Genomic DNA, 25,218 nt, shown 5'->3' with positions numbered 1-25,218 from the left:
TACCCAAAGTAAATAGCGTCCACTACCTCGGGACTCGGCGCGAAACTACAATACAAATAGAAAGTAACCGCAAGAGACGAAAAGGGAGGCTTACCAGATGAATCGATGGAAACGAACCTTACTCGCCGTCAGCTTATTGGCGCTTATGCTCGCGACGGCGTGCGGAACAGGCACTGACGCAGGGAACGGCCAGACGAACGAGGGCCAACCGCAGACCGCGGAACCGGCGCCAACCGATGCAGCCGGCGCTTCGGCCGACGCTCCGGCGGCGGAGGACGGGCCGCTGACCAAGTTCGATCCTCCGATTACGGTCCGGTCCGCGATTAACGACAACGGCAAGGATTTCTTGTCGCCGGGCGATACGTTGGAGAGCAACGTTTGGTTGAAGGGGTATGAAAACGAGTTAGGCATCAAAGTGCAGTACGACTGGATCGTCGAACGGGCCAATGCGGGCAACAAAATGAACGCTACCTTGGCGAGCGGCGACCTCCCGGACATTTTCGCGGTTAATCACAGCCAGTACAAACAGCTGCTCGACGCGGGGAAAATCGCCGATTTGACCGAGGCGTACGAGAAATACGGCTCCGACTTGTTGAAGGAATTTTACAATGCCGGCGGAGACGGCTTAAAGCCGGTAAAGCAGGACGGGAAGCTGTACGGGCTTACGGATTACAGCGGAACGATCGACGCGGCGGGCATGATGTACATTCGCACGGATTGGATGAAGAAGCTTAACCTTCAGGCGCCTAAGACGATGGAGGATGTCATCGCGATTGCGAAAGCGTTTACAGAGGGGGATCCGGACGGGAACGGTCAGAAGGATACGTTCGGACTCCAATTGAACAAAGATTTGGACAGCGGCTGGACGATTAAAATGAACGGGTTCGCGAATATGTTCCATGCGCACCCGGGGATTTGGATCAAAGACGAATCCGGCAAGCTCGTGTACGGCAGCGTTCAACCGGAAATGAAGCAAGTGCTCGCGGCTCTGCAAGAGCTGTACAAAGCAGGCGTCATCGACCAGGAATTCGGAACGAAGGACGTCGCGAAAGCATCCGAAACGATCATGTCCGGCAAGTCCGGCATGTTCTTCGGACCGCTCGCTTCGCCGTTCGCGATCAATGCCATGATGGCGGATGCGAATATCGATTGGGCGGCGTACCCGATTCCTTCGGCCGACGATCAGCCGGCGAAGGTCAACAGCCAAATCCTGAATGCGACGGTGTTCGTGGTGCGCAGCGATTTCAAGCACCCGGAGGCGCTCGTCAAAATGATGAATTTCGCCGTCGAGAAGCTGTACGGGGCATCGGCCGAAACCGAAGCGGAAACGTACCTCGGGCCGTCCGGACAAGGGTTCCACGTGGCGCCCGTCAAAATCCTGAAGCCGAATAAAAACCTAGGCATCTACCAAAATGTTTCCGCGGCGCTGGCAGCCCAAGATCCAAGCTCGTTGAACCGCGAAGAGAAAAGCTACTACGATTTCATTCAAAAGTATCGCAGCGGCGAGCGCGCCCAGTGGGTGTACGAGCGCATTTTCGGACCGGAAAGCTCGATCGCGGTCGTTGAACATTACGTAGACAACGGATTGTTGATGCTTAACGAATTCAGCGCCCCGCCGACCGCCACGATGGCTACGAAGAAAGCGACGTTGGATAAGTTGGAGCTGGAAACGTTCACGAAAATCATCTACGGCGAATCGTCCGTGGACGAGTTCGACAAGTTCGTAGAAAACTGGAACAAGCTTGGCGGGCAGCAAATTACCGAGGAAGTCAATCAAGCGTCGAATTCATAAGAAGCGGCGAACCCGCTCGTCATCACACTCAAACATCTGCGGGCCGGTCCTTCGACTCGCAGATTTTTGTTTCGCTGACTTCGGAACGGGTAGGGTAGAAAGGGGAACAGCAAGCATGATGCTTCGTTACGGGAAACATGCCGACGCGTGGACGGAGGCGCTCCCGATCGGGAACGGCCGGTTGGGGGCCATGGTGTTCGGCGGAATCGAGTCCGAACGAATCGCGTTAAACGAGGACACGCTGTGGTCCGGGAAGAGACAAGAGTGGATTTGTCCGTCGGCGGCGGAGGTCGTGAAGGACGTCCGGCGGCTGGTGGCGGAAGGGCGTTATCAGGAAGCGGATTTGCGCTGCAAAGACATCATGGGCCCGTGGAACGAATCCTACATGCCTCTCGGCGACTTGCATCTCTCGTTCGAGCACGGCCGCCGCGCGCGGGACTATTCGCGCACGCTGGACTTGGAGCAAGGGGTTTCGAGGGTAGAGTACACCGTGGGTCAGGCTCGCTATAGTAGAGAAATGTTCGCCTCGTACCCCGACCAAGTCATCGTCGTGAGACTGACGTGCGACCGTCCCGGGCTGCTCACGTTTCATGCGCGGTTAAGCAGTCCCTTGCGCCATCGAACGAGCGTCTCCGGCGGCATGTTTATCATGGCCGGCGCGGCTCCGGAAGTTTCGGCGCCGAATCACGTCAGCGCGGATCGACCCTTGATTTACGGAGATCCGGTAACGACCGAGGCGATCCGGTTCGAAGGCAGAATCGCCGCCGTCGCCGAAGGCGGAACGGCGGTCGCGGATCATGACGGGCTGCACGTCTTCGAAGCGGACGCGGTGACGCTGCTGTTCAGCGCGGCGACCAGCTTCAACGGCTACGACCGTTCCCCGCGAACGCAGGGGAACGACCCATCGGCGTCAGCGGCGGAGACGCTAGCGAAAGCGATGGAAATGCCTTACGAGCGGCTTCGCGAGAGACACGTGGCGGATTACCGGTCTTTGTTCGACCGGGTTCGGCTTCGGTTGGACGGCGATGTGCGCAGGGACGACAAAGATACGGACGATCGCATTCGCGAATTCGGCGCCGCCGACGTCGGATTGGTCGAGCAGCTGTTCCAATACGGGCGTTACTTGATGATCGCAAGCTCCCGGCCCGGTTCGCAGCCGGCGAACCTCCAGGGCATATGGAATCAAGAAACCCGGCCTCCGTGGAGCAGCAATTGGACGATCAACATTAATTTACAGATGAACTACTGGCTCGCGGAAAATTGCGGGCTATCGTCCTGCGCGGAGCCGATGCTTGATTTTATCGAGAATATGGCGGCCAGCGGCCGTAAGACGGCCGAGCTTTACGGGGCTAGAGGGTGGGCGGCCCACCACTGCACCGATCTTTGGTGTTTGACCTCGCCGAGCGGGGGGTACGGGGAAGGAGATCCCGTCTGGGCGACGTGGCCTATGGGCTGCGCGTGGCTCTCGCAGCATCTGTGGGAGCATTACGCCTTCGCTCCGGACGATGCTTACCTCAGGGAGCGAGCCTACCCGATTATGAAGGAAGCGGCGCTGTTTTGCCTGGATTGGCTGTACGAGGACGAGGACGGATATTTGGTTACCGCCCCGTCCACGTCCCCGGAGCACAAATTTCGAACGGGCGCGGGGCTGGCTGCGGTCGGCAAAGCGTCCACGATGGATATGGCTTTGATTTGGGATTTGTTCACTAACTGCATCGAGGCGGCTTCGATTCTCGGGACGGACGCGGCGTTGCGAGAACAGCTCTCCGCCGCGCGGTCCCGCCTGTATCCGATGAACATCGGAAGCTCTGGGCAGCTGCAAGAATGGTACCTCGACTTCGAAGAGGAGGACGTCCACCACAGGCACATGGCGCATTTGTTCGGGGTTCATCCCGGCAGGCAGATCACGCGGCAAACGCCGGAGCTGTTCGCGGCGGCCGCGCGTGCGCTCGATCGCCGCGGGGACGAGGGGACGGGGTGGAGCCTCGCCTGGAAAGCGGCGCTGTGGGCGCGTCTCGGCGACGGGGATCGGGCGTATGCCTTCGTGACGCGGCTGCTTCGGCTTGTCGAGGAGGGCGACGACAGTCTTTGGCGCGGAGGCGTGTACGCCAATCTGTTCGACGTTCATCCGCCGTTCCAAATCGACGGCAATTTCGGCATCGTCGCGGCGGTCGCGGAAATGCTCATGCAGTCGCATGAAGGCTTTATCCGGCTGCTTCCGGCGCTGCCGAGCGCATGGGGCGGCGGCTCCGCGAAGGGGCTGGGCGCGCGCGGCGGATTCACGCTCGACCTTGAGTGGCGCGAGGGCCGGTTGGCGCAGGCGATGATAGTTTCGAATTACGGAAAACCGTGCGCGCTTGCGAGCGGCGTTCCCTTGATCGTCGAGGACGAGGAAGGTCATCGCGTGCCGCTTCAGGCGAGCCATAACGAGCTGTACACGTTCGCCACGATGGTCGGGCGTCGGTATCGCATTCGGGAAGAGAACTAGGGAGCAGGGGGAGAGAGTTTCTGTGACGAAGGTAAGCCAGCTGGCAAGCCGTTTCGCCGAACCGGATCCGCATTTCGGTCCGGTACCGTTCTGGTGGTGGAGCGGGGAAGAGGTTACGGATGAACGCATTCGGTGGCAGCTCCGGAAATTCCGGGAGGGCGGGCTCCGCAACATCGGCATTATTCATTTGGCGCCGACCGGTCCGCAGTACGGTTCGTGCGGAGACAGCCCGGTCTTCTTGAGCGAAGACTGGTGGCTGCGGTTCGAAACGGCTCTCAGGGAAGCCGAGAGACTCGGAATGAGGCTGTGGTTTTACGATCAGATCGGATTTTCCGGTGCGAACGAGCTGGCTAGGCTCGTTGCCGCCAACCCGGAGTTCGCGGGGTATCAGCTGCGGCGCTATTCCCCGGAGGAGGAACTGCCGGCCGGGGCGCAAGTGCTGTACCGGACGGAGGAATTCCGCTATGCCGCCGTGCGCCAGGGGTTTAACTGGCTCGATCCGGAGGCGGCCGCCGCTTTGCTCGACCGAGTGCATGGGGAGCTGGAGAGGCGCTTCCCTAACGATCTGGGGAAGACGATCGCCGGCAGCTTCCAAGACGAGCTTCCCCCGCTGCCGTTGTGGTCCCCCGACGTGCCTGTGCAGTACGAGCGGAAACACGGGGAGGATTTGCTGCCGCTGCTTCCGCTCCTGTTCGATGATTCGCCCGGTTCCGCGGATGTGCGAAGGCGCGTGTACCGCATTGCCGCCGAGCTTGCCGAGAAGGCGTTCTTCATCCCGCTGGGGGAGTGGCATCGCAAGTACGGGATGGCGATCGGCTGCGATCAGGCCGGTCCCGCGCGCCGGGCGGACATTCATGGGGCGCAGCGGCTGTATCTCGATTATTTCCGAACGCATCGCTGGTACAATGCGCCCGGCTCCGACATGGACGGCGAAATCAAGCCTCACGCTTCGATGGTGCATGCGAACGGTGGCTCCCGGGTTTGGCTCGAAGCGTTCCACTCCAGCGGCTGGGGCGGAACGATCGAAGAGACAATGCACTGGCTCGTGCCGTGGCTGCAAGCCGGAGCGACGCTGTTCAGTCCGCATGCGGTGTATTACTCCACCCGAGGCGGCTGGTGGGAATGGGCTCCGCCCGATACGGGGTGGCGCCAGCCTTACTTCGAGCATTACGGCGTGTTCGCGGATACGGTCAGCCGGGTGTGCAGCCTGCTGAGCGAGGGAACGCATGTCGCCGATATCGCCGTACATTATCCCTCTTCGGCCGTGGTGGGGTATATGTCGCTCAGCGACGTGAAGCCGGGGGAACACCCGATGGCGGCGTCCAACCGCGATCCGAACGAGACCGTGACGCACCTCCACGAGGTGTATCGAGACGTGACGGGAACCGTGAATCGAAGAGACGCCGAGAAGTACCCGGGAGCGCTGCGCAGCCGGCATCTGGACTTCGATATCGTCGACGATTCGGTGCTGGAGCGCGCCGAAGCGCTGGACGGTTCGCTTACGATCGCCGGCGAACGGTTCCGCGCGCTGATCTTGTGCGGGACGGCGGCGATGAGCGCGGAAGCGCTGGAGAATGTACGGCGGCTCCAGCGGCAAGGGGGTCTTGTGATCGGCGTCCGCGTTCCTCCCGGCGAGCAGGGGGCGATCCCGGGGGCGACTTATGTGGATACCGCAGAGGAAGCGGCGGCGCTGATCGAGCGGCATGTGCCGAAGCGAGTCGAAGGTCCGGGGCTGTCGCTGCATCGAAAGACGGAGGACGCGGACGTGTTCCTGCTGCTGCCGGAGGAAGGCGCGCTGCTGCGCATGCATCAGCCGGCCGACGCATCGACGGCGCCGCTCGAACCGGCGGCGTACCGGTTGCGGGCGGCGGGGACCCCTTGGTTGTGGGACCCTGTAAGCGGCCGAATCCAACGTATGGCACATGTTCGCGATGGGGAGTGGATCGAGCTCGAGGTCCCGTTCCGGGATTGGCCGGCGGCGCTCGTCGTATGTACGGAAGCCGCTGCGGACGGCGAGTTCGTTCAGCCGTCCGGCGATCGATTCCCTGCGCGAGTCGGCGCGCCGCTTACGACGGGCGAAATCCGGACGTTGACCGACTGGAGGGTGCGGGTCGATCCGACGCTGGATAACCGGTACGGCGACTTTGATCTGCATAACGAAACCCGGGGATCGATGCCGCCGGAGCGGCGGATGATGCTCGTGCGCACGGAGGACGGTCCGGAAACCGGCATCGCCGCGGGTTGGCATCTGCCGGTGGCAACGGAAGAAGGCTGGGAAGAGCGGCTGTGGAGCGAATCGACATATTGGCACGTCTGCAAGGGAGATTCGTTCCGTGCGGCCGATGCGAAGCCGCTCGTATACAGCACCGTCTTCGGCGATTTGGCGTTCCGCTCCTGGGCCGGTCGGATGGGGCGCGTTCCGAGAAGGTTCCTTCATCTGGGCGAAGCGGCGAAGGGCGAAATCATGTGGGCGCGTACGCACGCCGTCGCGCCGAAGGCCGGTCGATATTGGATCCGGACGGAGAGCAACGCGTTCCTCGAGGGCTGGGTGAACGGGAGCCCCGTCGAGTGGTCCGGCGGTCCGGAGGAACGGACCGCGTGGGTCGAGCTGCGGGAAGGGCCGAACGAGGTGCTGCTGCGGGCGGAGGCGCGGGCCCGCGGCATGATGCGGGCGGGGTTCGAGATTCGCGAGACGCCGTACGAACCGCTGCCGAAGTGGATTTATGCCGCGAAGCCGAATGCGAATTCCTTCCTTCGGCGACGAATTCGCGCTCCGCACGGCGACAGCCCGGTACGGAAAGTTCGGATGGTGTTCGCCGCCCGCGGCCGCGCCGTGCTGCAGGTGAACGGCGCGACGGTGACGGAGCATGGCGATTTCAATCCGTATATTCGCCAAGGGCAGGAAGAGGTCGATATAACGCCTTATTGGCGCGACGGCGACAACGAATTGACGTTCCTGCTGCCGGAAGGGAACGGGGAAGTGTTCGCCGATGGGCGCATCGAGCGGACGGACGGCAGCTCGATGTCGTTCTGCACCGGCGCGGACTGGCACGATGAACACGGCGGCGAACCGCTCATTCTCCATGAAGCCGTCCTGCAGTTCGCGGAAACCGAGTCGCTCTGGATCAATCCCCGCCCTCATCCGCTGCCGGACGTAGGGTGGCTGATGCCGGAGTCCGTGCCGGTATCGCCGCCGCTTCCGCTGATGGCGGATGTCGCGTCGGCGGGGAAGCCGGTGTGGCTGCGATTCCCGCTTCCGGTCGGCGCTCGCGGCATGGCATTGGAGGTGAAGGGACGGACGCGCGTCTGGATCGGCGGCAAGGAAATCGCCGGCGGGAGCGGATTCGTCGCGTTCCCGCCGCAAGCGGCCGGCACGATCGCCGCCGTTCGCATCGAACCGGACGGCTCCCAAACGGAGGCGGCCGTGCTCGCTGCCCCCGTTCGGTTCGACGTCGTCCCCTTCCCCGGCAAGCTCGGGGACTGGCGGACGGAGCTTCATCTTCCGCATCACAGCGGAGCCGTCGAATATGAAACGACGTTCGACGTTCCGGCGGCTTCGTCGGCGACGCTGGATCTTGGACACGCGCGGGGAACGGCCGAAGTATGGGTGGACGGGAAGCCGTTCGGCGTCCGCGTTTGGCGCCCTTACAGCTTCGATCTAGGGACGCTGTCCGAAGGGCGGCATCGGCTGCGCGTCAGAGTGACGAACACGCTGGGAACGCATTATGAGGTTGGACGTCCCACGAGTCTGGTCGGGGCGAATCCGACGGTGACGTACTGGGATCGGACGCCAAGGCCGGAATGGCAGGCGGCCTTCCCGTCGGGGGGATTGTTCGGCCCGGTACGTATCGCTTTGGAATAGCGGGTTGCAGGTTACATGCGGAGAGGAGAATGGGCCATGGATCTTTCAAGCTGTTTGACGCCATACAAATGGAACGAGCCCGTGCTGGTCGGCTCGGGGGTGCAAGGCGCCTTCGATTATCATGCCGTGGATTGCCCGTTCGTGTTCCGCCACAATGATCGCTTCTACATGATGTACGTCGGCTTTGACGGCGCGGGGTACCAAACGGCGCTAGCCGTCAGCGACGATCTGCTGCGCTGGGAGCACTTGTCCACGATCTTGCGCCGCGGCGAAGGCTCCGGATGGGACGCGAAAAATATCGCCGGCACTTGGTTGCTGCGCGACAACGACATGCACGGACCGGGAACGCTCAAGAAGTGGGACGGGAAGTATTGGCTCGCGTACCATTCCTACCCGGGAGAAGGGTACGAGGAGGGCTCCGCGAAGATCGGCCTCGCGTGGACGGAAGATGAGAGTCTGCTGACCTGGAATCGGCTGGAACAACCGATTTTGACGCCGGAGGAGGGAGACCCGTGGGAACGAGGCGGCTTGTATAAGGAATGTCTGCTGGAACATGAAGGGACCTTCTATTTATTTTACAACGCCAAAAATCAGAACCACGGCCGATGGATCGAGCAAACCGGGCTGGCAACGTCTACGGACTTACTTCATTGGACTCGCCACGAGCGCAATCCGGTCCTTGAGGTGACGCCGGACGGATGGGACTGCGGATTCGCCAGCGATCCGTGCGTCCTCCGGGACGGCGACCGGTGGGTGATGTTCTATTTCGGGTACGACTACAAGCGTGCGCAGGAAGGAATCGCCGTTTCGGATAATTTACGCGACTGGGTTAAACATCCGGACCCGATCATCGCCGTCGGGCAGGAGGGCGAACTGGACTCGGTATTCGCGCACAAGCCTTCCGTCATTACGCACAACGGAATTCTCTATCATTTCTATACGGCTTGCAGGAAACCGCAGGAGGGAGATCGGACGTGCAACGTCTGGCCGGAGTACCGGACCATTACGGTCGCGACCTCGCAGCCGCTGCCTAAGGGGAACGGGGAACGATGAAGCCTTCATGGTTCCGGAACTGCCTCGGCGTCGCCGACGCCGGCAACGGCCTGCTTCCGATGCGGTTCACCGATGCCCAGCTCGAGTTTTTCGAGCGGCGGCCGCATCGATTTCGCTGCGATAACTCCGCCGGAATTTGTCTTGACGTTCGGACGGATTCCGCTTTTCTTCGAATGCGTTACCGCGCGGCGATCAAACCGGGGACGACCGAGCAACTGCTCTTCGACGTGTACGTCGACGACGTACTGGTCGGGGTCGCGGGAGATACCGTAACCGACGAAGGCGCCGGGGAATGGACAATCGACCTGCCGATTCAGCCGGGGAAGCCTCGGCGCGTGACGGTATACTTCCCGTACCTTGCCAGCGTCACTGTCGAGGCGCTCGTCCTGGCGGAGCGGGCCTCCTGCGAACCCGCCGAGCCGCACCCGCGAAATTTGCTGTGCTTCGGAGATTCCATTACGCAAGGGATGAACGCCGTTCACCCTTCCCAGACGTACCCGGTCTTGCTCGCGAGGCAGCTGCGGATGAACTTGCTCAACCAGGCGATCAGCGGATTCGTGTTTCACCCCGGCATGATCGATCCGGCGCTGCCGTACCGTCCGGATCTCGTTACTGTAGCGTATGGGACGAACGACTGGGCGCTCTGCGATTCGATCGAGCGGTTCGAGGAACAGGCGGACGGCTTCATCGGCACATTGAGCGAATTGTACGCCGACGTGCCGATCGCCGTCATGTCGCCGCTGTGGCGCGCGGACCTGAACGATAGGAAGCCGTGCGGCCCGTTCTTCGGCATCCATGAGAGGCTGGAGCGCATATGCGGCTCACAGCCCAATGTGCAGTATATCGACGGCCTTGCTTTGACGCCGCACCATGAGCGCTTTTACGCGGACGGTCTTCATCCGAACGACCAAGGCTTTTTCCATATGACGCTGTCGTTATTGCGGCGGCTTACGTTGGCGGAGTGAGTGAGCCGTACACAACATTCTTGTAAGAGAAAGAAGGCGGAACCTATGGGTACGATGCAAGTTGCTGCGTTATGGACGGATGGGCGGACCTGTCCGATCGGTCTCGATACTTCCGCGCCGGTATTCGGCTGGTCTTTCGCCGCGCCGGCCGGCGAGCCGCTCCGTTTAACCGCTTACCGCATCGTCGTGGCGTCCAGCGAGGAAGCGCTGCGGGACGATGCGCCGGACATGTGGGACAGCGGCATCGTGGAGGGCGGACGCCATACGTCCGTTCGTTACGAAGGCGCGGCGCTGCGGCCGAGGCGGCGGTATGTTTGGCGCGTGACGGTGTGGGACGATCGCGGCGGCGCGTCGGACAGCGAGATCGCTTGGTGGGAAACCGGGCAGCTGTCCGCAGCGGAATGGGCCGGCCGATGGATCGGGGATCCCGCCGCCGGCGCCGAAGGCCGGCCGATGCCTTTATTTCGACGCGAATTTCGCGTCCAAGGCGAGCTCCGGCAAGCACGGGTTTACATCAGCGGCCTAGGACATTATGAGCTCCGGTTGAACGGGTACCGGGTGGGCGACTACGAGTTGGATGCGGGCTGGACGGATTACGATAAAACCGTTTTATACACGGTATACGACGTGACCGATTTCGTGCAGCAGGGCGACAACGCCGCCGGCGTGCTGCTCGGCAACGGCTTCTACCATGTAACGGGCGGGCGGTATACGAAATTCAAGGACTCCTACGGCACGCCGAGGTGTCTTGTCGATATCGCCCTCGAGTACGCCGACGGCACCGTGGAGCGTATCGGGAGCGACCGCACCTGGACAACGAGCGCCGGTCCGCTGACCTTCTCCTGCATCTACGGCGGGGAGGATTACGACGCCCGCCTGGAGCAGGAAGGGTGGGACCGGCCGGGCTTCGCGGAAGACGCGCGCTGGGTCGAGGCCGCCGAGGTCGAGCCGCCGGCCGGCATGCTGGTCGCCCAATCGGCGCCCCCGGTCAAAGTGAAGCGGAAGTTCGATCCGCTTCGCTGGACGCAGCCGAAGCCGGGCGTCTTCGTCGCCGATCTCGGGCAAAACTTCTCCGGCTGGCCGTCCATCGCGGTCAGCGGTCCGAAAGGCTCCGTGGTGAAGCTGACACCCGCCGAACTGTTGAAAGAAGACGGCACCGCGAATCAGCGCTGGTCCGGCGCCCCTTATGAGCTTCGCTATACGTTACGAGGCGAAGGCGTCGAGCGGTGGCGTCCGAAATTCACGTATTACGGCTTTAGTTACGTGCAAGTGGAGGGAGCCGTACCGGCCGGGGCGCTGGACGACGGCTCCGCCGGCAAACCGACGCTGCATGAGCTGGAAGGGCAAATGATTTACCCGGATACGCCCGTCGCCGGCGGATTCCGATGCTCGGACGACATGCTCAACCGTATTCATGAAATCATCAATTGGGCGATTCTAAGCAACATGAAGAGCGTGTTCACGGACTGCCCGCACAGGGAGAAGCTGGGATGGTTGGAGCAGGTTCACCTGATGGGCCCGTCGATGATGTTCAATTACGATATCGAGGCGTTGCTCGGCAAAGTGCTGGACGACATCGCCGACGCGCAGCTGCCGAACGGGATGGTTCCGACGACTGCGCCGGAATATGTAGTCTTCCAAGAACCATGGCATATCTTCCGGGACTCGGCCTCTTGGGGAGGCGCGTTCATTCTGACGGCTTGGGAGATGATGCAGCGTTACGGCAACAGCGCGATGCTCTCCCGGCATTACGAGGGGATGAAACGGTACCTCGAGTATTTGCACGGCCAGTCGAAAGGGTACATCCTTCAAGAGGGGCTCGGCGACTGGTACGACATCGGTCCGAAAGGACCGGGGTTCGCGCAAAACACCCCGGTTCCGCTCGTCGAGACCGCCATGTTTTACGGGCTCGCGATGGCCATGCGGAGCATAGCCAACCTGTTGGGCAAGGCCGAGGACGCGGGGACGTTCGAGCGGCTCGGCGGCTCGATTCGCGAAGCGTTCCAGGCGGAGTTCTTCGACGCCGCGGCTTCGACGTACGGCGGCGGCAGCGACGCCGCTCAGGCGATGCCGCTCGTCGTCGGGCTCGTGCCGGAGGAATACCGGGACTCCGTTCTGCAGCGACTGGTCGACAATATCGAAGGCCGAGGAGATCAGACGACGTCCGGGGACGTCGGACATCGTTACGTGCTTCTCGCGTTAACTCAAGGCGGCCGATCGGATCTCGTGTATCGAATGACGAGGATTACGGATCGACCTAGCTACGGCTACCAGATCGTGCACGGCGCGACCACGCTGACGGAAGCATGGGACGGTCCGACCGTCGGCAACTCGCAAAATCATTTGATGCTGGGGCACCTGGAAGAATGGCTTTACAGCGGGCTCGCCGGCCTCGACTATCGGTACCGTCCCGAAACGGGACGCTTCGCCGTCACGATCAAACCGAATGTCGTCGGCGACGTCGCCTGGGCCGAGGCTTGGTCCGATATCCGGGCGGGACGGGCAAGCGTTCGTTGGGAACGTCTCGGCGGGCGAAGGCTGTCGGTTGCGGTCGAGATTCCCGGCAACGCGGACGCTATCGTGCATATTCCGGCGGAGAAGGCGGACGACGTTCGCTTCGAAGGCGCGGCGATCGAGCTCCTGCACGTTGCGGACGGGTACGCCGTATTCCGTACCGGTTCCGGCGCCGCCTCATTCGAGTGTACGCTTCCTCATGCCGAGCGTCAGCCGGCCGAGAAAGGGGTACGCCATGATCAGCGGTAATTGGAAGAAGATCTTATACGGCGGCGATTAGGTCTTCATCCTCCGGGCCGTATCCGATGACGGCGGCGCGGACTCGTAAAACGACATATTCGACCACACAGAGCGTCCCTTAACGAAAATTATGGGACGTTTTTCTTTTCCGACAATGCCGTAACGAAGGGGTGAAATCGTGTTTCGAACGCGTATGTCCCATGTGTTCCGCAAATTTTTAATCTCCTACTTGGCGATCCTGATGATTCCGCTCATCTCGGGGATCATTTCTTATCGCACATCGATCGACATTGCCGAGACGAATTCCGTAGAGTCCAGCTTACTCGTGCTGAATCAGACGAAGGACAATTTGGAGAGACGTTTTGCGGAAATCGAACAATTCGCCATTCAACTTGCGATGAACCGCAGATTAACGAGGCAGCTGATGCAAAGAGGCGATGGGGAGGGAAGCGACGTAACCGCGTTAAGGGAGCTGTCTCATGAGCTCTTGGGGTACAGCCATACGAACGACTTTTTGGAAAGCTTTTATATTTACATGAACCGTTCGGATATCGTTTTGGGTCCGGGCTCGGTCTTTTATCGAGCGGATCATTTTTACCAGCTTCATCAATACCGGGGGGTTACCCCGAAGCAATGGAGGGATATGCTGAACGAGGTCCATCATCGGGAGATCATACCGCTGCAGCCGTACGTAAGGAACGGCAAGGAAGTCTCTGTCATTACGTACATTCAGTCGCTGCCCCTGAACGCTTACAACCAACCGCAGGGCACGGTAATCGTCACCATCGATCAGAGCAAAATCGCGAATATGCTCCGGAGCATTTCCGATCGGTACGGCGGATGGGCGTATATACGCGATCGAGACGGCCGCATGATCGCTTGGACCGGCATCGCTCCCGAGAACGCGGCCGCGGAACAAGTCGAAATTTCCGGGGATACGCTGCTCATTTCCACAACATCCGACCGCGACGGCTGGACGTATACAGCCGGCATTCCGAAAGCTGCGGTTATGCATGAGGCGCACGCCATCCGCCGGACGACCGCCATCGTCGCCGTAACGACCCTGTTCGTCGGGCTCGCGGTATGTTTGCTTTTGGCGTACCGCAACAGCGCTCCGCTGCACCGGCTGGTCGCGGTCATTCGAGAGCAGGCGGGGCAGGATCCGCTGCGGAACAAAAGCGAGTACGATTTTATTCACGGCAATATTTCTGAGCTCATGACCACCAACAAAAAGCTGCAGGAAGAAGTCGACCGGCAGCTGCCGCTGCTTCAGGACAATTTTCTGAAAAGGCTGCTCCGGGGGGAGTTCCCTTCGGCTAAGGAAATGGAAGCGATGGCGGATCAGGTCGGCATCAAGCTCGGCGCTTCCATCGGATATGCCTGCGTGATTCGGGTGAACGGATATGGCGGCGAGGACAGCAAAGAAATTCTCGACGAACTGCAGGCCGCCCGGCTGATCATCGCGCAGGCGCTGCCGCAGCTTCGGCTGCATCGGTACCACCTAACGTATTGGGACGCGGATAAAATCGCCTTGCTGCTGATGTACGAAGAGGAGCCCGACGAGACGGAGCTTTCGCGGCTTGAGCGCGGCTTCGGCACTCTTCGCGCCGCGATGGAAACGGATTATCGCATGACGATTTCCGTCGCTATGGGCCGTCTGTTTCGCGATTGGTCCGATATCGGCTTGTCGTTCGACGAAGCTCGGCAGGCTCTGGACGGCCTGAGCCGGAAGGATGGTCAGGCGGTTTTGTGGTATCACATGCTGCCGCTGGAGTCCCATACCTATTATTATCCGATCGACATGGAGCTAAGGCTGCTGAAAGTGCTGAAATCCGGCGAGTCGAGCGAAGCGAAGCGTTTGCTGTCGCAAATTTTCGGAATGAACTTCGCGGAACGCCTCCTTGCCTCGGAGATGGCGCAGCAGCTCATTACCGAATTGAAGGGGACCTTGCTGAAAATGTTCAACCAGAAAACGTTCCGCAACGTCGACAAGTTCAGCGCGCTGAAGGAGCGCATTTTGCACGTTAAGTGGTCGGAGCATGTAGATGAGATGCAGCGTGAATTGGAGGAAGCGATCGAAGCGTTCTGCGAGGCGTACCAAGAGGAGAGGGAAGAGAGCGACCACGAGACGATTCACCAGGTGATCGAGGTCATCGAGAAGATCTACATGGAATCCGACCTGAATCTGTATCGAGTCGCGGAAGCGGTCGGTCGTCCCGAGAAGGTTTTGTCGAGGCTCTTCAAGGAGAAAACGAACGAAAATCTTTCGGATTATATCGAAAAGGTGCGCATCAACAAAGCGGTGGAGCTTCTGACGAACACCAAATTGACGATCGACGACATCGCCGGGCAAACCGGGTATAACAGCGCCCATTCGTTCCGAAGAGCGTTCAAGAGGCTGACCGGCTTGTCGCCGAGTCTATACCGAAAACCGGCGGAGTGAACGGGCGGCCGCATGCGGCGAAAATGCACTTGAAAACGCAAATGTCCCCTAGTTTTCCACCCCAAATGTACGCTGAAACGCAGTTGTACCTTTTTCGAAAGGGGAATGCACGGCTAGAATTCTAAGAAAAGAAAGCGCTACCATCCGTGAAAATCCCAATTCCGAAGGAGGGATCCCCTTGTGTCGATGATGGCCTCAGCCGAAACGAAGCCGCGAACAAAAACCAAATCCGATCCGTGGACACAGGCCGCTAAAAGCTTTAAAAGGCACTGGCAGCTGTACTTGCTCGTCATTCCTCCCGTGCTGTATTTCGTTTTGTTCAAATATATCCCGATCGCCAACGCGGTTCTCGCCTTTAAGGATTACAACGTCATGCTTGGCATTTGGGGCAGCCCGTGGGCGGGACTCAAGCACTTCAAGCTGTTTTTCGAAAATCCGGTGTTCTGGACCCTCATCCAAAATACGCTTTTGATCAGTCTGTATCATTTGCTCATCGCTTTCCCGATTCCGATCGTGCTGGCGCTTTGCCTGAACGAGGTGCGGGTCGGTTTCTTCAAAAAAACGGTACAGCTCGTGACGTACGCTCCGTACTTCATTTCCACCGTAGTGATGGTTTCGATCATCATTTTGTTTCTATCTCCAAGGCTTGGGATCGTGGGCGACCTGATGGCCGCATTCGGCATGGAGCGAAAGGATATCCTGGGCGATCCGTCCCTGTTTCGGTCGGTGTACGTATGGTCCGACGTCTGGCAAAACGCCGGATACTCCGCGATCATCTATTTGGCCGCGTTGGCCGGCGTCGATCCTTCGCTTTACGAAGCCGCCAAAGTCGACGGCGCTTCCCGATGGAGGAAGATGCTCCATATCGATGTACCGGGCCTGCTGCCGACGGCGACGATCATTCTCATCCTGAATGCCGGCACCATCATGGCCGTCGGCTTCGAGAAAATTTACTTGCTGCAAAACCCATTGAACTTGAGCGTATCGGAAATCATCGCCACCTATGTGTATAAAATCGGCTTGCTGAACGCCAATTACAGCTTCGCCACGGCCGTCGGCTTATTTAATTCCGTCGTCAATCTCCTGCTGCTGCTGCTCGTGAACGCGGTCGCCAGGAGAGTTTCCAGCAACAGCTTATGGTAAGCAATCGAACCGAATTCGCAGGCGAAAGGGGGGCGGCGTCCTTGCGCAGCCGAACCAACATTCGAGAGACGGCGGGGGACCGGTTGTTTCTTGCAGGCATCTACGTGCTGCTCTCCGTCGTATTGCTTGTCGTCCTGTATCCGCTGATCTACATCGTAAGCTCTTCGCTCAGCAGCCCCATGGCGGTCTCTTCGGGCCGGGTATGGCTGCTTCCGGTCGAGTTCAGTCTCGAAGGCTACAGAGTGGTATTCCGGAACGATCAAGTGATCAACGGCTACATGAATTCTTTGTTTTACGCCTTCTTCGGCACGATCATCAGCGTCACGCTTACGGTGCTTCTCGCTTATCCGCTGTCCCGGAAAACGTTCTTCGGCCGAACCGGGCTGATGATGTTCATCATTTTCACGATGCTGTTCAACGGCGGTCTGATTCCGCTTTATATGGTCGTGAAGGGACTCGGTCTGATCGATACGCGCTGGGCGCTCTTGATTCCGCAAGCGATCGCGGTGTGGCAGGTCATTATCGCCAGAACGTTCTTCCAAACGTCGATCCCCGACGAGCTGGCCGAATCCGGCGAGATCGACGGCTGCAGCGATCTAAGGTTCCTCTGGAGCGTCGTGCTTCCGCTTTCCAAGCCGATTCTGGCGGTGCTTGTGCTGATGTACGCCGTCGGACAATGGAATGCGTATTTCGATGCGCTGCTGTATTTGAAATCGGATGCGCTGCACCCGCTGCAGCTCGTGCTCCGCAATATTTTGATTCTGAACACGACCAGCGGCGGCAATCTCGAGGCGTCGGAGATGCTCCAGAGGCAGCAGATGGCCGATCTGATGAAATATTCGCTGATCGTCGTCGCCAGTTTGCCGGTGCTCCTGATTTATCCGTTCGTACAGCGGTATTTCGTTCAAGGCATGCTGATCGGTTCCGTTAAGGGATAAGCGAGGTGGGAGTGCGCTGAAAGGGGGTGAAGCTCCTCGGCGGTAAGGATTTGAGATGCGGAATCGGATCGAACGGCGAAGAAGGGGAACAAGGAATCATCCAAAAACAAGGAGCGGTGGATATGGTCAATATGAAAAGATCGCTTGTCCTGTTGTTGACGCTTGCCTTCGCGCTGGCGGGCTGCGCCGGCGGCGGGACGCAGGAAGCTGCCGGCGGCGCGGACTCGGCGCCGAACTCGGGAGACGCCGGCGCTGCCGGGCCGGTGAAAATTCGCGTGTTTATGCCGCAGGACGCCAAGACGGATTTGGAAACGAACGCCTTCACGAAGCACGTCGAGGAGAAGTTCAATATCGATTTCGAGATTACGACGACGACGTTCGACGGAACCGCTTCCGCGGAAAAGCGAAAAATCGCGCTCGCGAGCGGCGATTATCCGGACCTGTTCCTTCTGATCGCTTGGCTGGATAAATTCTCGCAGGCTGAATTGCTGCAGTACGGGAAGCAGGGCGTTCTTCTTCCGCTGAACGATTTGATCAAAGCGCACGCGCCGAATATCCAGAAAGTACTGGACGAACACCCTTACTATAAGGCTATGGCTACGGCGCCGGACGGCAATATTTACGGCCTTCCGCAATTGATCGAATGTTATCACTGCTCGTATCCGGCCAAGATGTGGATCAATACCGATTGGCTGGAAACCTTGAATTTGAACATGCCGACGACGCCCGAGGAGTTCAAACAAGTGCTTACCGCGTTCAAAACGCAGGACCCGAACGGAAACGGGCAAGCGGACGAAATTCCGCTCAGCGGTACGATCGCTTGGCCGGAAACGCTTCCGATCCCGTTCTTCATGAACGGATTCATCTACGATAACAGCACCAACCGGCTGCTGCTGCGGGACGGCAAAGTCGATTATGCGGCCAACAAGCCGGAATTCAGAGACGGTCTGGCGTACATCGCCTCGCTCTATAAAGAAGGTTTAATCGATCCGGGCACGTTCTCGCAAAACGCGGAGGCCTACCAACAGCTAGGCAATAACGCGAGCGCGCCGATTCTGGGCGCGGGACCGGCCATGCATCCGAACGTCCTCGTCAGCGACCAGAATTATACGAAATCGTACGACCCCGTGCCGCCGCTGAAGGGGCCGAATACGGCTCATGCCACCTATAGCTTCCCGAGCACCCCAGGGGGTTCGTTCGTCCTGACGAACAAAGCGAGCGAAGAAGCGCAGGTAGCCGCGATCAAGCTCGTCGACTACTTGTTTACGCAGGAAGGCCAAATTCTCGGTTATTTCGGCAAGGAAGACGTGGATTGGAGGAAGCCGTCCGAAGGGGATAAAGCGCTCAACGAAGAAGCGGAGCCGCTGTTGGTGCCGATTCCGGACACGCCGAACCAGACGCCCGATAACACGGGGTGGGGGCCGATCGCGCAATTCCACCAACCGAAGTCGTTCCGGGACGGCTGGGTGCAAGGCGACGATATTTACGTGCTATCGGGATACGAGCGCAGACTTCAGCAGGCGACCCAGCTGTACGATGGCGCGGAGCCGGACGAAGTGTTCCCGCATTGGGCGGTTTGGATCGACCCGGCCGTAGCGGACGAATTCGCGATGCTGGAGACGAATATCAAGGATTATGTGGAACAAAACTCGCTCCAATTCATTACCGGCTCGAAAAATCTCGATACGGAATGGGACGCGTACGTGGAAGGGTTGGAAAAATTGAACCTGAAGCGGTACTTGGAAATTATGCAGCAAGCCTACGACAATGCGGAGTTCTAAGGAGGCGGGCGCGTATGGATTACGAAGCGATTTTACAATCCTACGAGGTCGAATGGACAACGCCGAGCGGCGACTCTTCCGGTTCGATGCCGGTCGGCGGCTGCGACGTCGGGCTTAACGTTTGGGTAGAAGGCGGGGATGTGCTCTTCTACTTCTCCCGAAGCGGGACGATCGACGAGAACGGCCAAATGCTGAAGCTGGGCCGCTGTCGTCTGCGCTTGACGCCCAGCCCGTTCCGCCCCGGAGGCGCGTTCCGTCAAACGCTGAAGCTGCGGCAGGGCGAGATCGTCATCGCCGCCGGCGAGGAAGGGAACGAGACGCTCCTCTCGATATGGGTGGAGCCGGATCGCCCGGTCATTCACGCGGAAGTGCGGTCGGAATCGCCGATTATGCTCGAAGCGTGCTACGAAAGCTGGCGATTCGAACCAAGGCAGGTGACGGATCGGGATCCCTGTTCGACGTTGATCGGCTACCCGGGGGACGTCTATACGCTCCCTGACAGCGTCTTCTGGGAAGAGAACGGCATCGTTTTTTACCATCGGAACGATCCCGCCGAGCTGAAGTTCGATCAGGAAGTCGCACTTCAGCAGCTCGAAGCCTATCGATCGGTCATTCATCACCCGACCAAGGATCTCACGTTCGGCGGAGTGCTTACGGGCGACGGAATGTCGCCGTACCGTCAGGTGCACGACGCCTATGCGGGAATCCCTTATCGGGGCTGGGCGCTTCGAAGCGAGACGCCGGAGCGGTCCCACCATGTCGCGATTCGCCTGCATACGGCGCAGACGCCGAATCCACAGGAGTGGCGGCGGCAGCTGCAGCGCTCGATGGAAGGCGACCGGGACCTTGAGGCGGCTAGGGAAGCGCGTCTGCAGTGGTGGGCCGAGTTTTGGCGGCGCAGCTATATCGCGATTCGTCCGCAGCGGCCGGACCCGAACGATCCGGTTTGGCAGGTCGGGCGGAACTACCAATTGTTTCGGTTCATGCTCGCTTGCAATGCGTACGGCGCGGAGCCGACCAAGTTTAACGGCGGCTTGTTCACTTTCGATCCGGTGTACGTGAGGGAAAACTACCGCGGCGAGACGCCGGACTTCAGGCGCTGGGGAGGGAGCACGTTTACCGCGCAAAATCAGCGGCTCGTCTACTGGCCGATGCTGAAAAGCGGAGACTTCGACATGATGGCGCCTCAATTCGAATTTTACCGCAAAGCGCTGGATACCGCGGAGCTGCGCAGCCGGGTCTATTGGGGCCACGAAGGCTGCGCCTTCGCCGAGCAGCTGAATCATACGGGATTGCCGACCGGAAGGGAATACGGCTGGAGCCGATCCCCCGATGTCGAGCCGGGCGTGGAGGACAACGCCTATGTGAACTACGAATACGTCCATCAGCTCGACTTCGCCTTCATGATAATTCAGCATTACCGCTACAGCGGGCGCGAGATCGGGCCTTATATGCGATTCGTGGACAGCGCCGTCCGATTTTTCGATAGGCATTACCGTTACCGGCATAAGAGTGAGACGGGTCGAGAGTTAGACGAGAACGGGCATCTGGTCATCGCTCCGTCCACGGCGCTCGAGACGTTCAAGAACGCGACGAACCCCGCGGACGTCATCGCCGGGCTGACCGCCGTACTGCAGGAGCTGCTGCAGCTTCCCGAGGCGTTGGCGGATTCCGCGGCGAAGCGGGAATGGCTCGACATGCTTCGCCGCGTCCCTCCGCTGCCTTACGAGGAGAAGGAGGGGAAACGTACGATCGCGCCGGCCGCTTCTTGGACGCATGTGCAGAACGTGGAGCTGCCGCAGCTGTACCCGGTGTTTCCGTTCCGCATGTACGGGATCGGGCGGCCCGACTTGAACACGGCGATCCATACGTGGCAGCACAGCGTGTACCATTCGCAGCACAGAAACCACGTCAGCTGGCATCAAGGCAATATTTTTACGGCGATGCTGGGGTTGACGGAGGAAGCGGCCGAATTCGCCGTCAAAAAATTGGCCGACGGTCCCCACCGGTTCCCGGCGTTCTGGGGGCCCGGCCACGATTGGACGCCCGACCACAACTGGGGCGGCTCCGGCATGATCGGTCTGCAGGAGATGCTTATGCAGACCTGCGGCAGAACGATTTATTTACTGCCGGCGTGGCCTGACGGTTGGGATGTCGATTTCAAGCTCCATGCGCCATACCAGACTGTGGTGGAGGGCAGCTACCGGAACGGGCGGCTTCAGATCAGGAGCGTTCAGCCCGAATCGCGCCGCAGCGACATCGTGGTGATGAGACGGACGCGCGCGTAGAGGCTGCCGCACCGCCGAGCGCCGCGGCATCGCCCGGGGCATGAACGGTTATAACGGCACGAAAGGAAGGGGAACGAAGCTATGTTTCGGTCCATATTTTTCGAAGATTATGAGATCGGCGCGGTTCGCGAAACGATGGGCAGAACGATCACGGAGACCGACATCGTGATACATGCCGGGCAAACGGGGGACTTCTACCCGCATCATATGGATGCGGAATGGTGCAAGACGCAGCCTTTCCGGCAGCGCATCGCGCACGGCACCTTGATTTTCAGCGTCGGTATCGGTCTGACGGCGGGAGAGATCAACCCGGAGGCCATGTCTTACGGGTATGACCGGCTCCGCTTCATTAAGCCGGTATACATCGGAGACACGATCTCGGTGAAGGTGACGATTAAGGAAAAGAAGGAGCATCCGAAACGGCCGGATCACGGTATCGTCAGCGAGCTTTGCGAGATTCGAAATCAGCACGGCGACATCGTGTTGGCGTGCGAGCATTTGTTATTGGTCAAGAAAACGGGCTAAGCGGAGGGAACGAACCATGGTCGTACATCTGAAAGGAATCACCTGGAACCATACGCGCGGCTACGTGCCGATGGTCGCCACCTCGCAGCGGTATTCGGAGATGCATCCGGACGTGCGGATGACGTGGGAAAAGCGGTCGCTGCAGGAATTCGCCGATTATCCGATTTCCACGCTGACCGGACAATATGATTTGATCGTAATCGATCATCCCTGGGCGGGCTTTGCGGCCAATCAACGCGCGCTGGTCGATCTGGCGGCCCATCTGCCGGACGAGTTTTTGGAAGATCAGCGCAAGCACTCCGTCGGCGCGTCGCATCCCAGCTACCTTTTCAACGGATATCAATCGGCGCTGGCGATCGATGCGGCGACTCCGGTGTCCAGCAGGAGAGCGGATTTGATGGAGCGGGAAGGTTTCGAACCTCCGTCCACCTGGGAGGAGCTGCTGGAGCTGGCCGACGCCGGGAAGGTCGTGCTGCCGGGCATTCCGATCGACACCCTGATGAATTTCTACATGTTTTGCCTGGCGGTCGGGGAGGAACCGTTCGTCTCCGAAGAGCAAGTCGTCAGCCGCGAAACCGCAGCCGAAGCGTTAGACACGTATCGCGAGCTGATTGCGAAATGCACCGAACGGATCTTCGACTGGAACCCGATAGCCGTATACGAGGCGATGACCCAAACCGACGAGTGGCTGTATTGCCCCTTCGCGTACGGGTATTCGAACTATTCGCGCCCCGGTTACGCGAGACGCGTGCTCGACTTCGGCGATCTCGTTGCGTTCCGCTCGTCCGGTCCGCTGCGCAGCACGCTGGGCGGCACGGGCATCGCGATTTCGGCCGAGACGCCGCATCTGCAGGCCGCGCTCGATTATGTTCGGTACGTTGCGTCCCCGGAAATCCAACGGACGCTGTACGCGGAGAGCGGCGGACAGCCCGGCCATTGTTCCGCGTGGCTGGACGAAGAAACGAACCGCCGATCCCGCAACTATTTCCTAGCCACCTATCCGGCGCTTGAGCGCGCCTACCTTCGCCCGAGATATGACGGGTATTTGCAATTCCAAGACCATGCCGGAGCGGTGGTTCAGGAGTATCTGAGGTACGGCGGTTCGGTCGACCGAGTCATGGATCGGTTGAACCGCCTGTACGCCGAGTCGATTCGGTCGGGGAAGGAGGCGCCGCGATGAAGCCGCTCGAAGGTCTTGTCGTTCTCGATTTCAGCCAATTTCTGTCCGGACCGTCCGCGGCGCTTCGGCTTGCCGATTTAGGAGCTCGGGTGATTAAAGTCGAACGGCCCGACGGCGGGGATCTGTGCCGTAGGCTGTATATTTCGGATTTGGAGCTCGACGGAGACAGCACGCTGTTCCATTCGATCAACCGCAATAAGCTGAGCTTCTCCGCGAATTTGAAGGAACCGAACGATTTGGCGGCCGTGCGCCGGTTGATCGCCAAAGCGGATGTGCTGATCCAAAATTTCCGTCCCGGCGTCATGGAGAAGATCGGCCTCGATTACGAACGCGTCAAGGCGATCAACCCGCGCATCGTATACGGCGTCGTTACCGGCTACGGCAAAGAGGGGCCTTGGAAAAACAAGCCGGGTCAAGATTTGCTCGTTCAGTCTTTGTCGGGACTGACTTGGCTCTCCGGCGACGACGATCAAGGGCCGGTGCCGTTCGGACTGGCCGTCGCGGATATGATGGCGGGGGCGCATCTCGTGCAGGGCATCCTCGCCTGCTTGGTTCGCCGCGGCGTCGCCGGCATGGGCGGTCTGGTGGAGGTCAGCTTGCTGGAGTCGATCCTCGATACCCAGTTCGAGGTGCTGACCACCCACTTGAACGACGGCGGACGGCTGCCGCAGCGCAGCCGGGTTCGGAACGCACACGCTTATTTGGGCGCGCCGTACGGCATTTACGCCACGAAGGACGGCTATATCGCGATCGCCATGAACCCGGTCGGGCGTCTCGGGGAGCTGCTGGCGTGTCCGGAGCTTGCCGCATTCGACGACCCGAACACATGGTTTACGCGGCGCGACGACATCAAGACGGCGCTGCAGGAGCATCTGCGAACGAACACGACGGCGCATTGGCTTTCCGTTCTCGAACCGGCGGACATTTGGTGCTCCGACGTTCTGGATTGGGACCGGCTGTTGCGGCATGAGGCTTTCCGGGCGCTTGAGATGGTGCAGAGCGTGTCGCGGACGAACGGCGCGACGATGAAGACGACGCGCTGCCCGATTCGAATCGACGGCGAAATGTATACGTCGCCCGTCGGTTCGCCGAAAATCGGGGAACACAATGATAGCCTGACCGAAGAATTCGGGCTCCGGCCGTAGCGGAGCCGCCGGGGGAATCGCGATGAGAGTGGATGCGCATCAACATTTCTGGAACCTACAGCTGGTTGACTATCCTTGGCTGCGGCCCGAACACGGCCCGATCTACCGAACGATCGAGCCGGCGGAGCTGGAGCCTCAATTAAGAGCTGCCGGCATCGATAAGACGGTGCTGGTCCAATCCGCGAACTCGGCGGAGGATACCGACTACATGCTGCGCCAAGCGGAGCAATACGAGTGGATCGGGGGAGTCGTGGGGTGGGTCCCCCTGCTTGAACCGAAGGAAGCGGAGCAACGGCTGAAGCGATTCTCGAAGCATTCCTTGTTTAAAGGAGTTCGCCATTTGATTCACGACGAACCCGACCCGGACTGGGTTTTGCAGGAACCGGTCATCGAGGGACTGCGGGCGCTCTCCGCTTACGGCATGACGTTCGACGTCGTGGCGGTGTTTCCGAATCATCTGAAGCATGTACCGACGCTCGCGGAACGCGTGCCGGACTTAAAACTCGTCATCGACCATCTCGCGAAACCCCCGATTCGGCAGAAAGGGTGGGAGCCGTGGGCGGAGCAGCTCGCGCGAGCAGCGGAATATCCGAATGTGTACGCGAAAATTTCCGGGTTAAATACGGCGGCGGGAGAAGGCTGGACGGCTGACGATTTGAAGCCGTACATCGATTTCGCCATGAGCCGATTCGGCGCAAACCGGCTCATGTTCGGAAGCGACTGGCCGGTATCGCTGCTCAGCGACGATTACATGCGGGTTTGGACGGAAACGAACCGCGCGCTATCGGGGTATTCCGGAGCGGAGCTGGCCGCGGTGTTCGGCAAGACGGCCGCTACATTTTACAACCTTTGAGGTGGATG

At 59.9% G+C, this 25,218-nt stretch carries 15 protein-coding genes; all 15 read left to right on the top strand.

Annotation, left to right across the window (positions count from 1 at the left end; translation table 11 throughout):
• Positions 1 to 97 precede the first annotated feature (97 nt).
• The 15 genes from VE009_RS23870 to VE009_RS23800 all read left to right on the top strand — a co-directional run bounded on the left by VE009_RS23870 (position 98) and on the right by VE009_RS23800 (position 25,210).
• The gene (locus VE009_RS23870) at positions 98 to 1,792 is read left to right on the top strand and encodes an extracellular solute-binding protein (RefSeq protein WP_325012051.1); all 1,695 of its coding nucleotides are present in this window, start codon (positions 98 to 100) and stop codon (positions 1,790 to 1,792) included.
• Positions 1,793 to 1,907: 115 nt separating this feature from the next.
• Entirely contained in the window at positions 1,908 to 4,280 is a 2,373-nt protein-coding gene (locus VE009_RS23865) for a glycoside hydrolase family 95 protein (RefSeq protein ID WP_325012049.1), read from the top strand.
• 22 nt (positions 4,281 to 4,302) lie between these two features.
• A complete protein-coding gene (locus VE009_RS23860; protein ID WP_325012047.1) occupies positions 4,303 to 8,142 on the top strand; it encodes a hypothetical protein in 3,840 nt (1,279 codons plus the stop codon).
• 36 nt (positions 8,143 to 8,178) lie between these two features.
• On the top strand, positions 8,179 to 9,195 hold the full coding sequence (locus VE009_RS23855) for a hypothetical protein (RefSeq protein WP_325012045.1): 1,017 nt from the start codon (positions 8,179 to 8,181) through the stop codon (positions 9,193 to 9,195).
• Positions 9,192 to 10,160, top strand: coding sequence for an SGNH/GDSL hydrolase family protein (locus VE009_RS23850; RefSeq protein WP_325012043.1), 969 nt, complete (start codon positions 9,192 to 9,194; stop codon positions 10,158 to 10,160). The genes VE009_RS23855 and VE009_RS23850 overlap by 4 nt, the downstream gene beginning before the upstream one ends.
• 45 nt (positions 10,161 to 10,205) lie before the next feature.
• Positions 10,206 to 12,923 carry a family 78 glycoside hydrolase catalytic domain gene (locus tag VE009_RS23845; RefSeq protein ID WP_325012041.1) on the top strand — a complete coding sequence of 906 codons (2,718 nt, stop codon included), beginning with the start codon at positions 10,206 to 10,208 and terminating at the stop codon, positions 12,921 to 12,923.
• A 169-nt stretch (positions 12,924 to 13,092) separates the two neighbouring features.
• Complete coding sequence (locus VE009_RS23840; RefSeq protein WP_325012039.1) at positions 13,093 to 15,357, top strand: helix-turn-helix domain-containing protein; 2,265 nt, start codon at positions 13,093 to 13,095, stop codon at positions 15,355 to 15,357.
• A 186-nt stretch (positions 15,358 to 15,543) separates the two neighbouring features.
• The gene (locus tag VE009_RS23835) at positions 15,544 to 16,500 is read left to right on the top strand and encodes an ABC transporter permease (protein ID WP_325012164.1); all 957 of its coding nucleotides are present in this window, start codon (positions 15,544 to 15,546) and stop codon (positions 16,498 to 16,500) included.
• Complete coding sequence (locus VE009_RS23830) at positions 16,494 to 17,438, top strand: carbohydrate ABC transporter permease (RefSeq protein WP_414694927.1); 945 nt, start codon at positions 16,494 to 16,496, stop codon at positions 17,436 to 17,438. Before VE009_RS23835 ends, VE009_RS23830 begins: the two co-directional genes overlap by 7 nt.
• 122 nt (positions 17,439 to 17,560) lie before the next feature.
• A complete protein-coding gene (locus tag VE009_RS23825; RefSeq protein ID WP_325012036.1) occupies positions 17,561 to 19,219 on the top strand; it encodes an ABC transporter substrate-binding protein in 1,659 nt (552 codons plus the stop codon).
• 14 nt (positions 19,220 to 19,233) lie between these two features.
• Positions 19,234 to 21,507, top strand: a complete 2,274-nt coding sequence (locus VE009_RS23820) for a DUF5703 domain-containing protein (protein ID WP_325012034.1) — start codon at positions 19,234 to 19,236, stop codon at positions 21,505 to 21,507.
• An 81-nt stretch (positions 21,508 to 21,588) separates the two neighbouring features.
• Positions 21,589 to 22,032 (top strand): MaoC family dehydratase, encoded by a 444-nt coding sequence (locus VE009_RS23815; RefSeq protein ID WP_325012032.1) that lies wholly within the window; start codon positions 21,589 to 21,591, stop codon positions 22,030 to 22,032.
• Between the two features lie 16 nt (positions 22,033 to 22,048).
• Positions 22,049 to 23,212: an extracellular solute-binding protein gene (locus VE009_RS23810; RefSeq protein WP_325012031.1), complete on the top strand. Its 1,164-nt coding sequence runs from the start codon at positions 22,049 to 22,051 to the stop codon at positions 23,210 to 23,212.
• Positions 23,209 to 24,357: a CaiB/BaiF CoA-transferase family protein gene (locus VE009_RS23805; RefSeq protein ID WP_325012030.1), complete on the top strand. Its 1,149-nt coding sequence runs from the start codon at positions 23,209 to 23,211 to the stop codon at positions 24,355 to 24,357. The genes VE009_RS23810 and VE009_RS23805 overlap by 4 nt, the downstream gene beginning before the upstream one ends.
• A 22-nt stretch (positions 24,358 to 24,379) precedes the next feature.
• On the top strand, positions 24,380 to 25,210 hold the full coding sequence (locus VE009_RS23800; protein ID WP_325012028.1) for an amidohydrolase family protein: 831 nt from the start codon (positions 24,380 to 24,382) through the stop codon (positions 25,208 to 25,210).
• The last annotated feature ends 8 nt before the right edge of the window (positions 25,211 to 25,218 follow it).

It is taken from the genome of Paenibacillus sp., assembly GCF_035645195.1.
Taxonomy (GTDB): domain Bacteria; phylum Bacillota; class Bacilli; order Paenibacillales; family YIM-B00363; genus Paenibacillus_AE.
The sequence above is the reverse complement of the archived record's forward strand: the minus strand, read 5'-3'. Positions and strand labels throughout refer to the sequence as shown.

Coding starts and splice junctions, on each gene's coding strand:
- VE009_RS23870 (WP_325012051.1), top strand. CDS start 98: ATGAATCGATGGAAACGAACCTTACTCGCCGTCAGCTTATTGGCGCTT.
- VE009_RS23865 (WP_325012049.1), top strand. CDS start 1,908: ATGATGCTTCGTTACGGGAAACATGCCGACGCGTGGACGGAGGCGCTC.
- VE009_RS23855 (WP_325012045.1), top strand. CDS start 8,179: ATGGATCTTTCAAGCTGTTTGACGCCATACAAATGGAACGAGCCCGTG.
- VE009_RS23850 (WP_325012043.1), top strand. CDS start 9,192: ATGAAGCCTTCATGGTTCCGGAACTGCCTCGGCGTCGCCGACGCCGGC.
- VE009_RS23845 (WP_325012041.1), top strand. CDS start 10,206: ATGGGTACGATGCAAGTTGCTGCGTTATGGACGGATGGGCGGACCTGT.
- VE009_RS23835 (WP_325012164.1), top strand. CDS start 15,544: ATGATGGCCTCAGCCGAAACGAAGCCGCGAACAAAAACCAAATCCGAT.
- VE009_RS23830 (WP_414694927.1), top strand. CDS start 16,494: ATGGTAAGCAATCGAACCGAATTCGCAGGCGAAAGGGGGGCGGCGTCC.
- VE009_RS23825 (WP_325012036.1), top strand. CDS start 17,561: ATGGTCAATATGAAAAGATCGCTTGTCCTGTTGTTGACGCTTGCCTTC.
- VE009_RS23820 (WP_325012034.1), top strand. CDS start 19,234: ATGGATTACGAAGCGATTTTACAATCCTACGAGGTCGAATGGACAACG.
- VE009_RS23815 (WP_325012032.1), top strand. CDS start 21,589: ATGTTTCGGTCCATATTTTTCGAAGATTATGAGATCGGCGCGGTTCGC.
- VE009_RS23810 (WP_325012031.1), top strand. CDS start 22,049: ATGGTCGTACATCTGAAAGGAATCACCTGGAACCATACGCGCGGCTAC.
- VE009_RS23805 (WP_325012030.1), top strand. CDS start 23,209: ATGAAGCCGCTCGAAGGTCTTGTCGTTCTCGATTTCAGCCAATTTCTG.
- VE009_RS23800 (WP_325012028.1), top strand. CDS start 24,380: ATGAGAGTGGATGCGCATCAACATTTCTGGAACCTACAGCTGGTTGAC.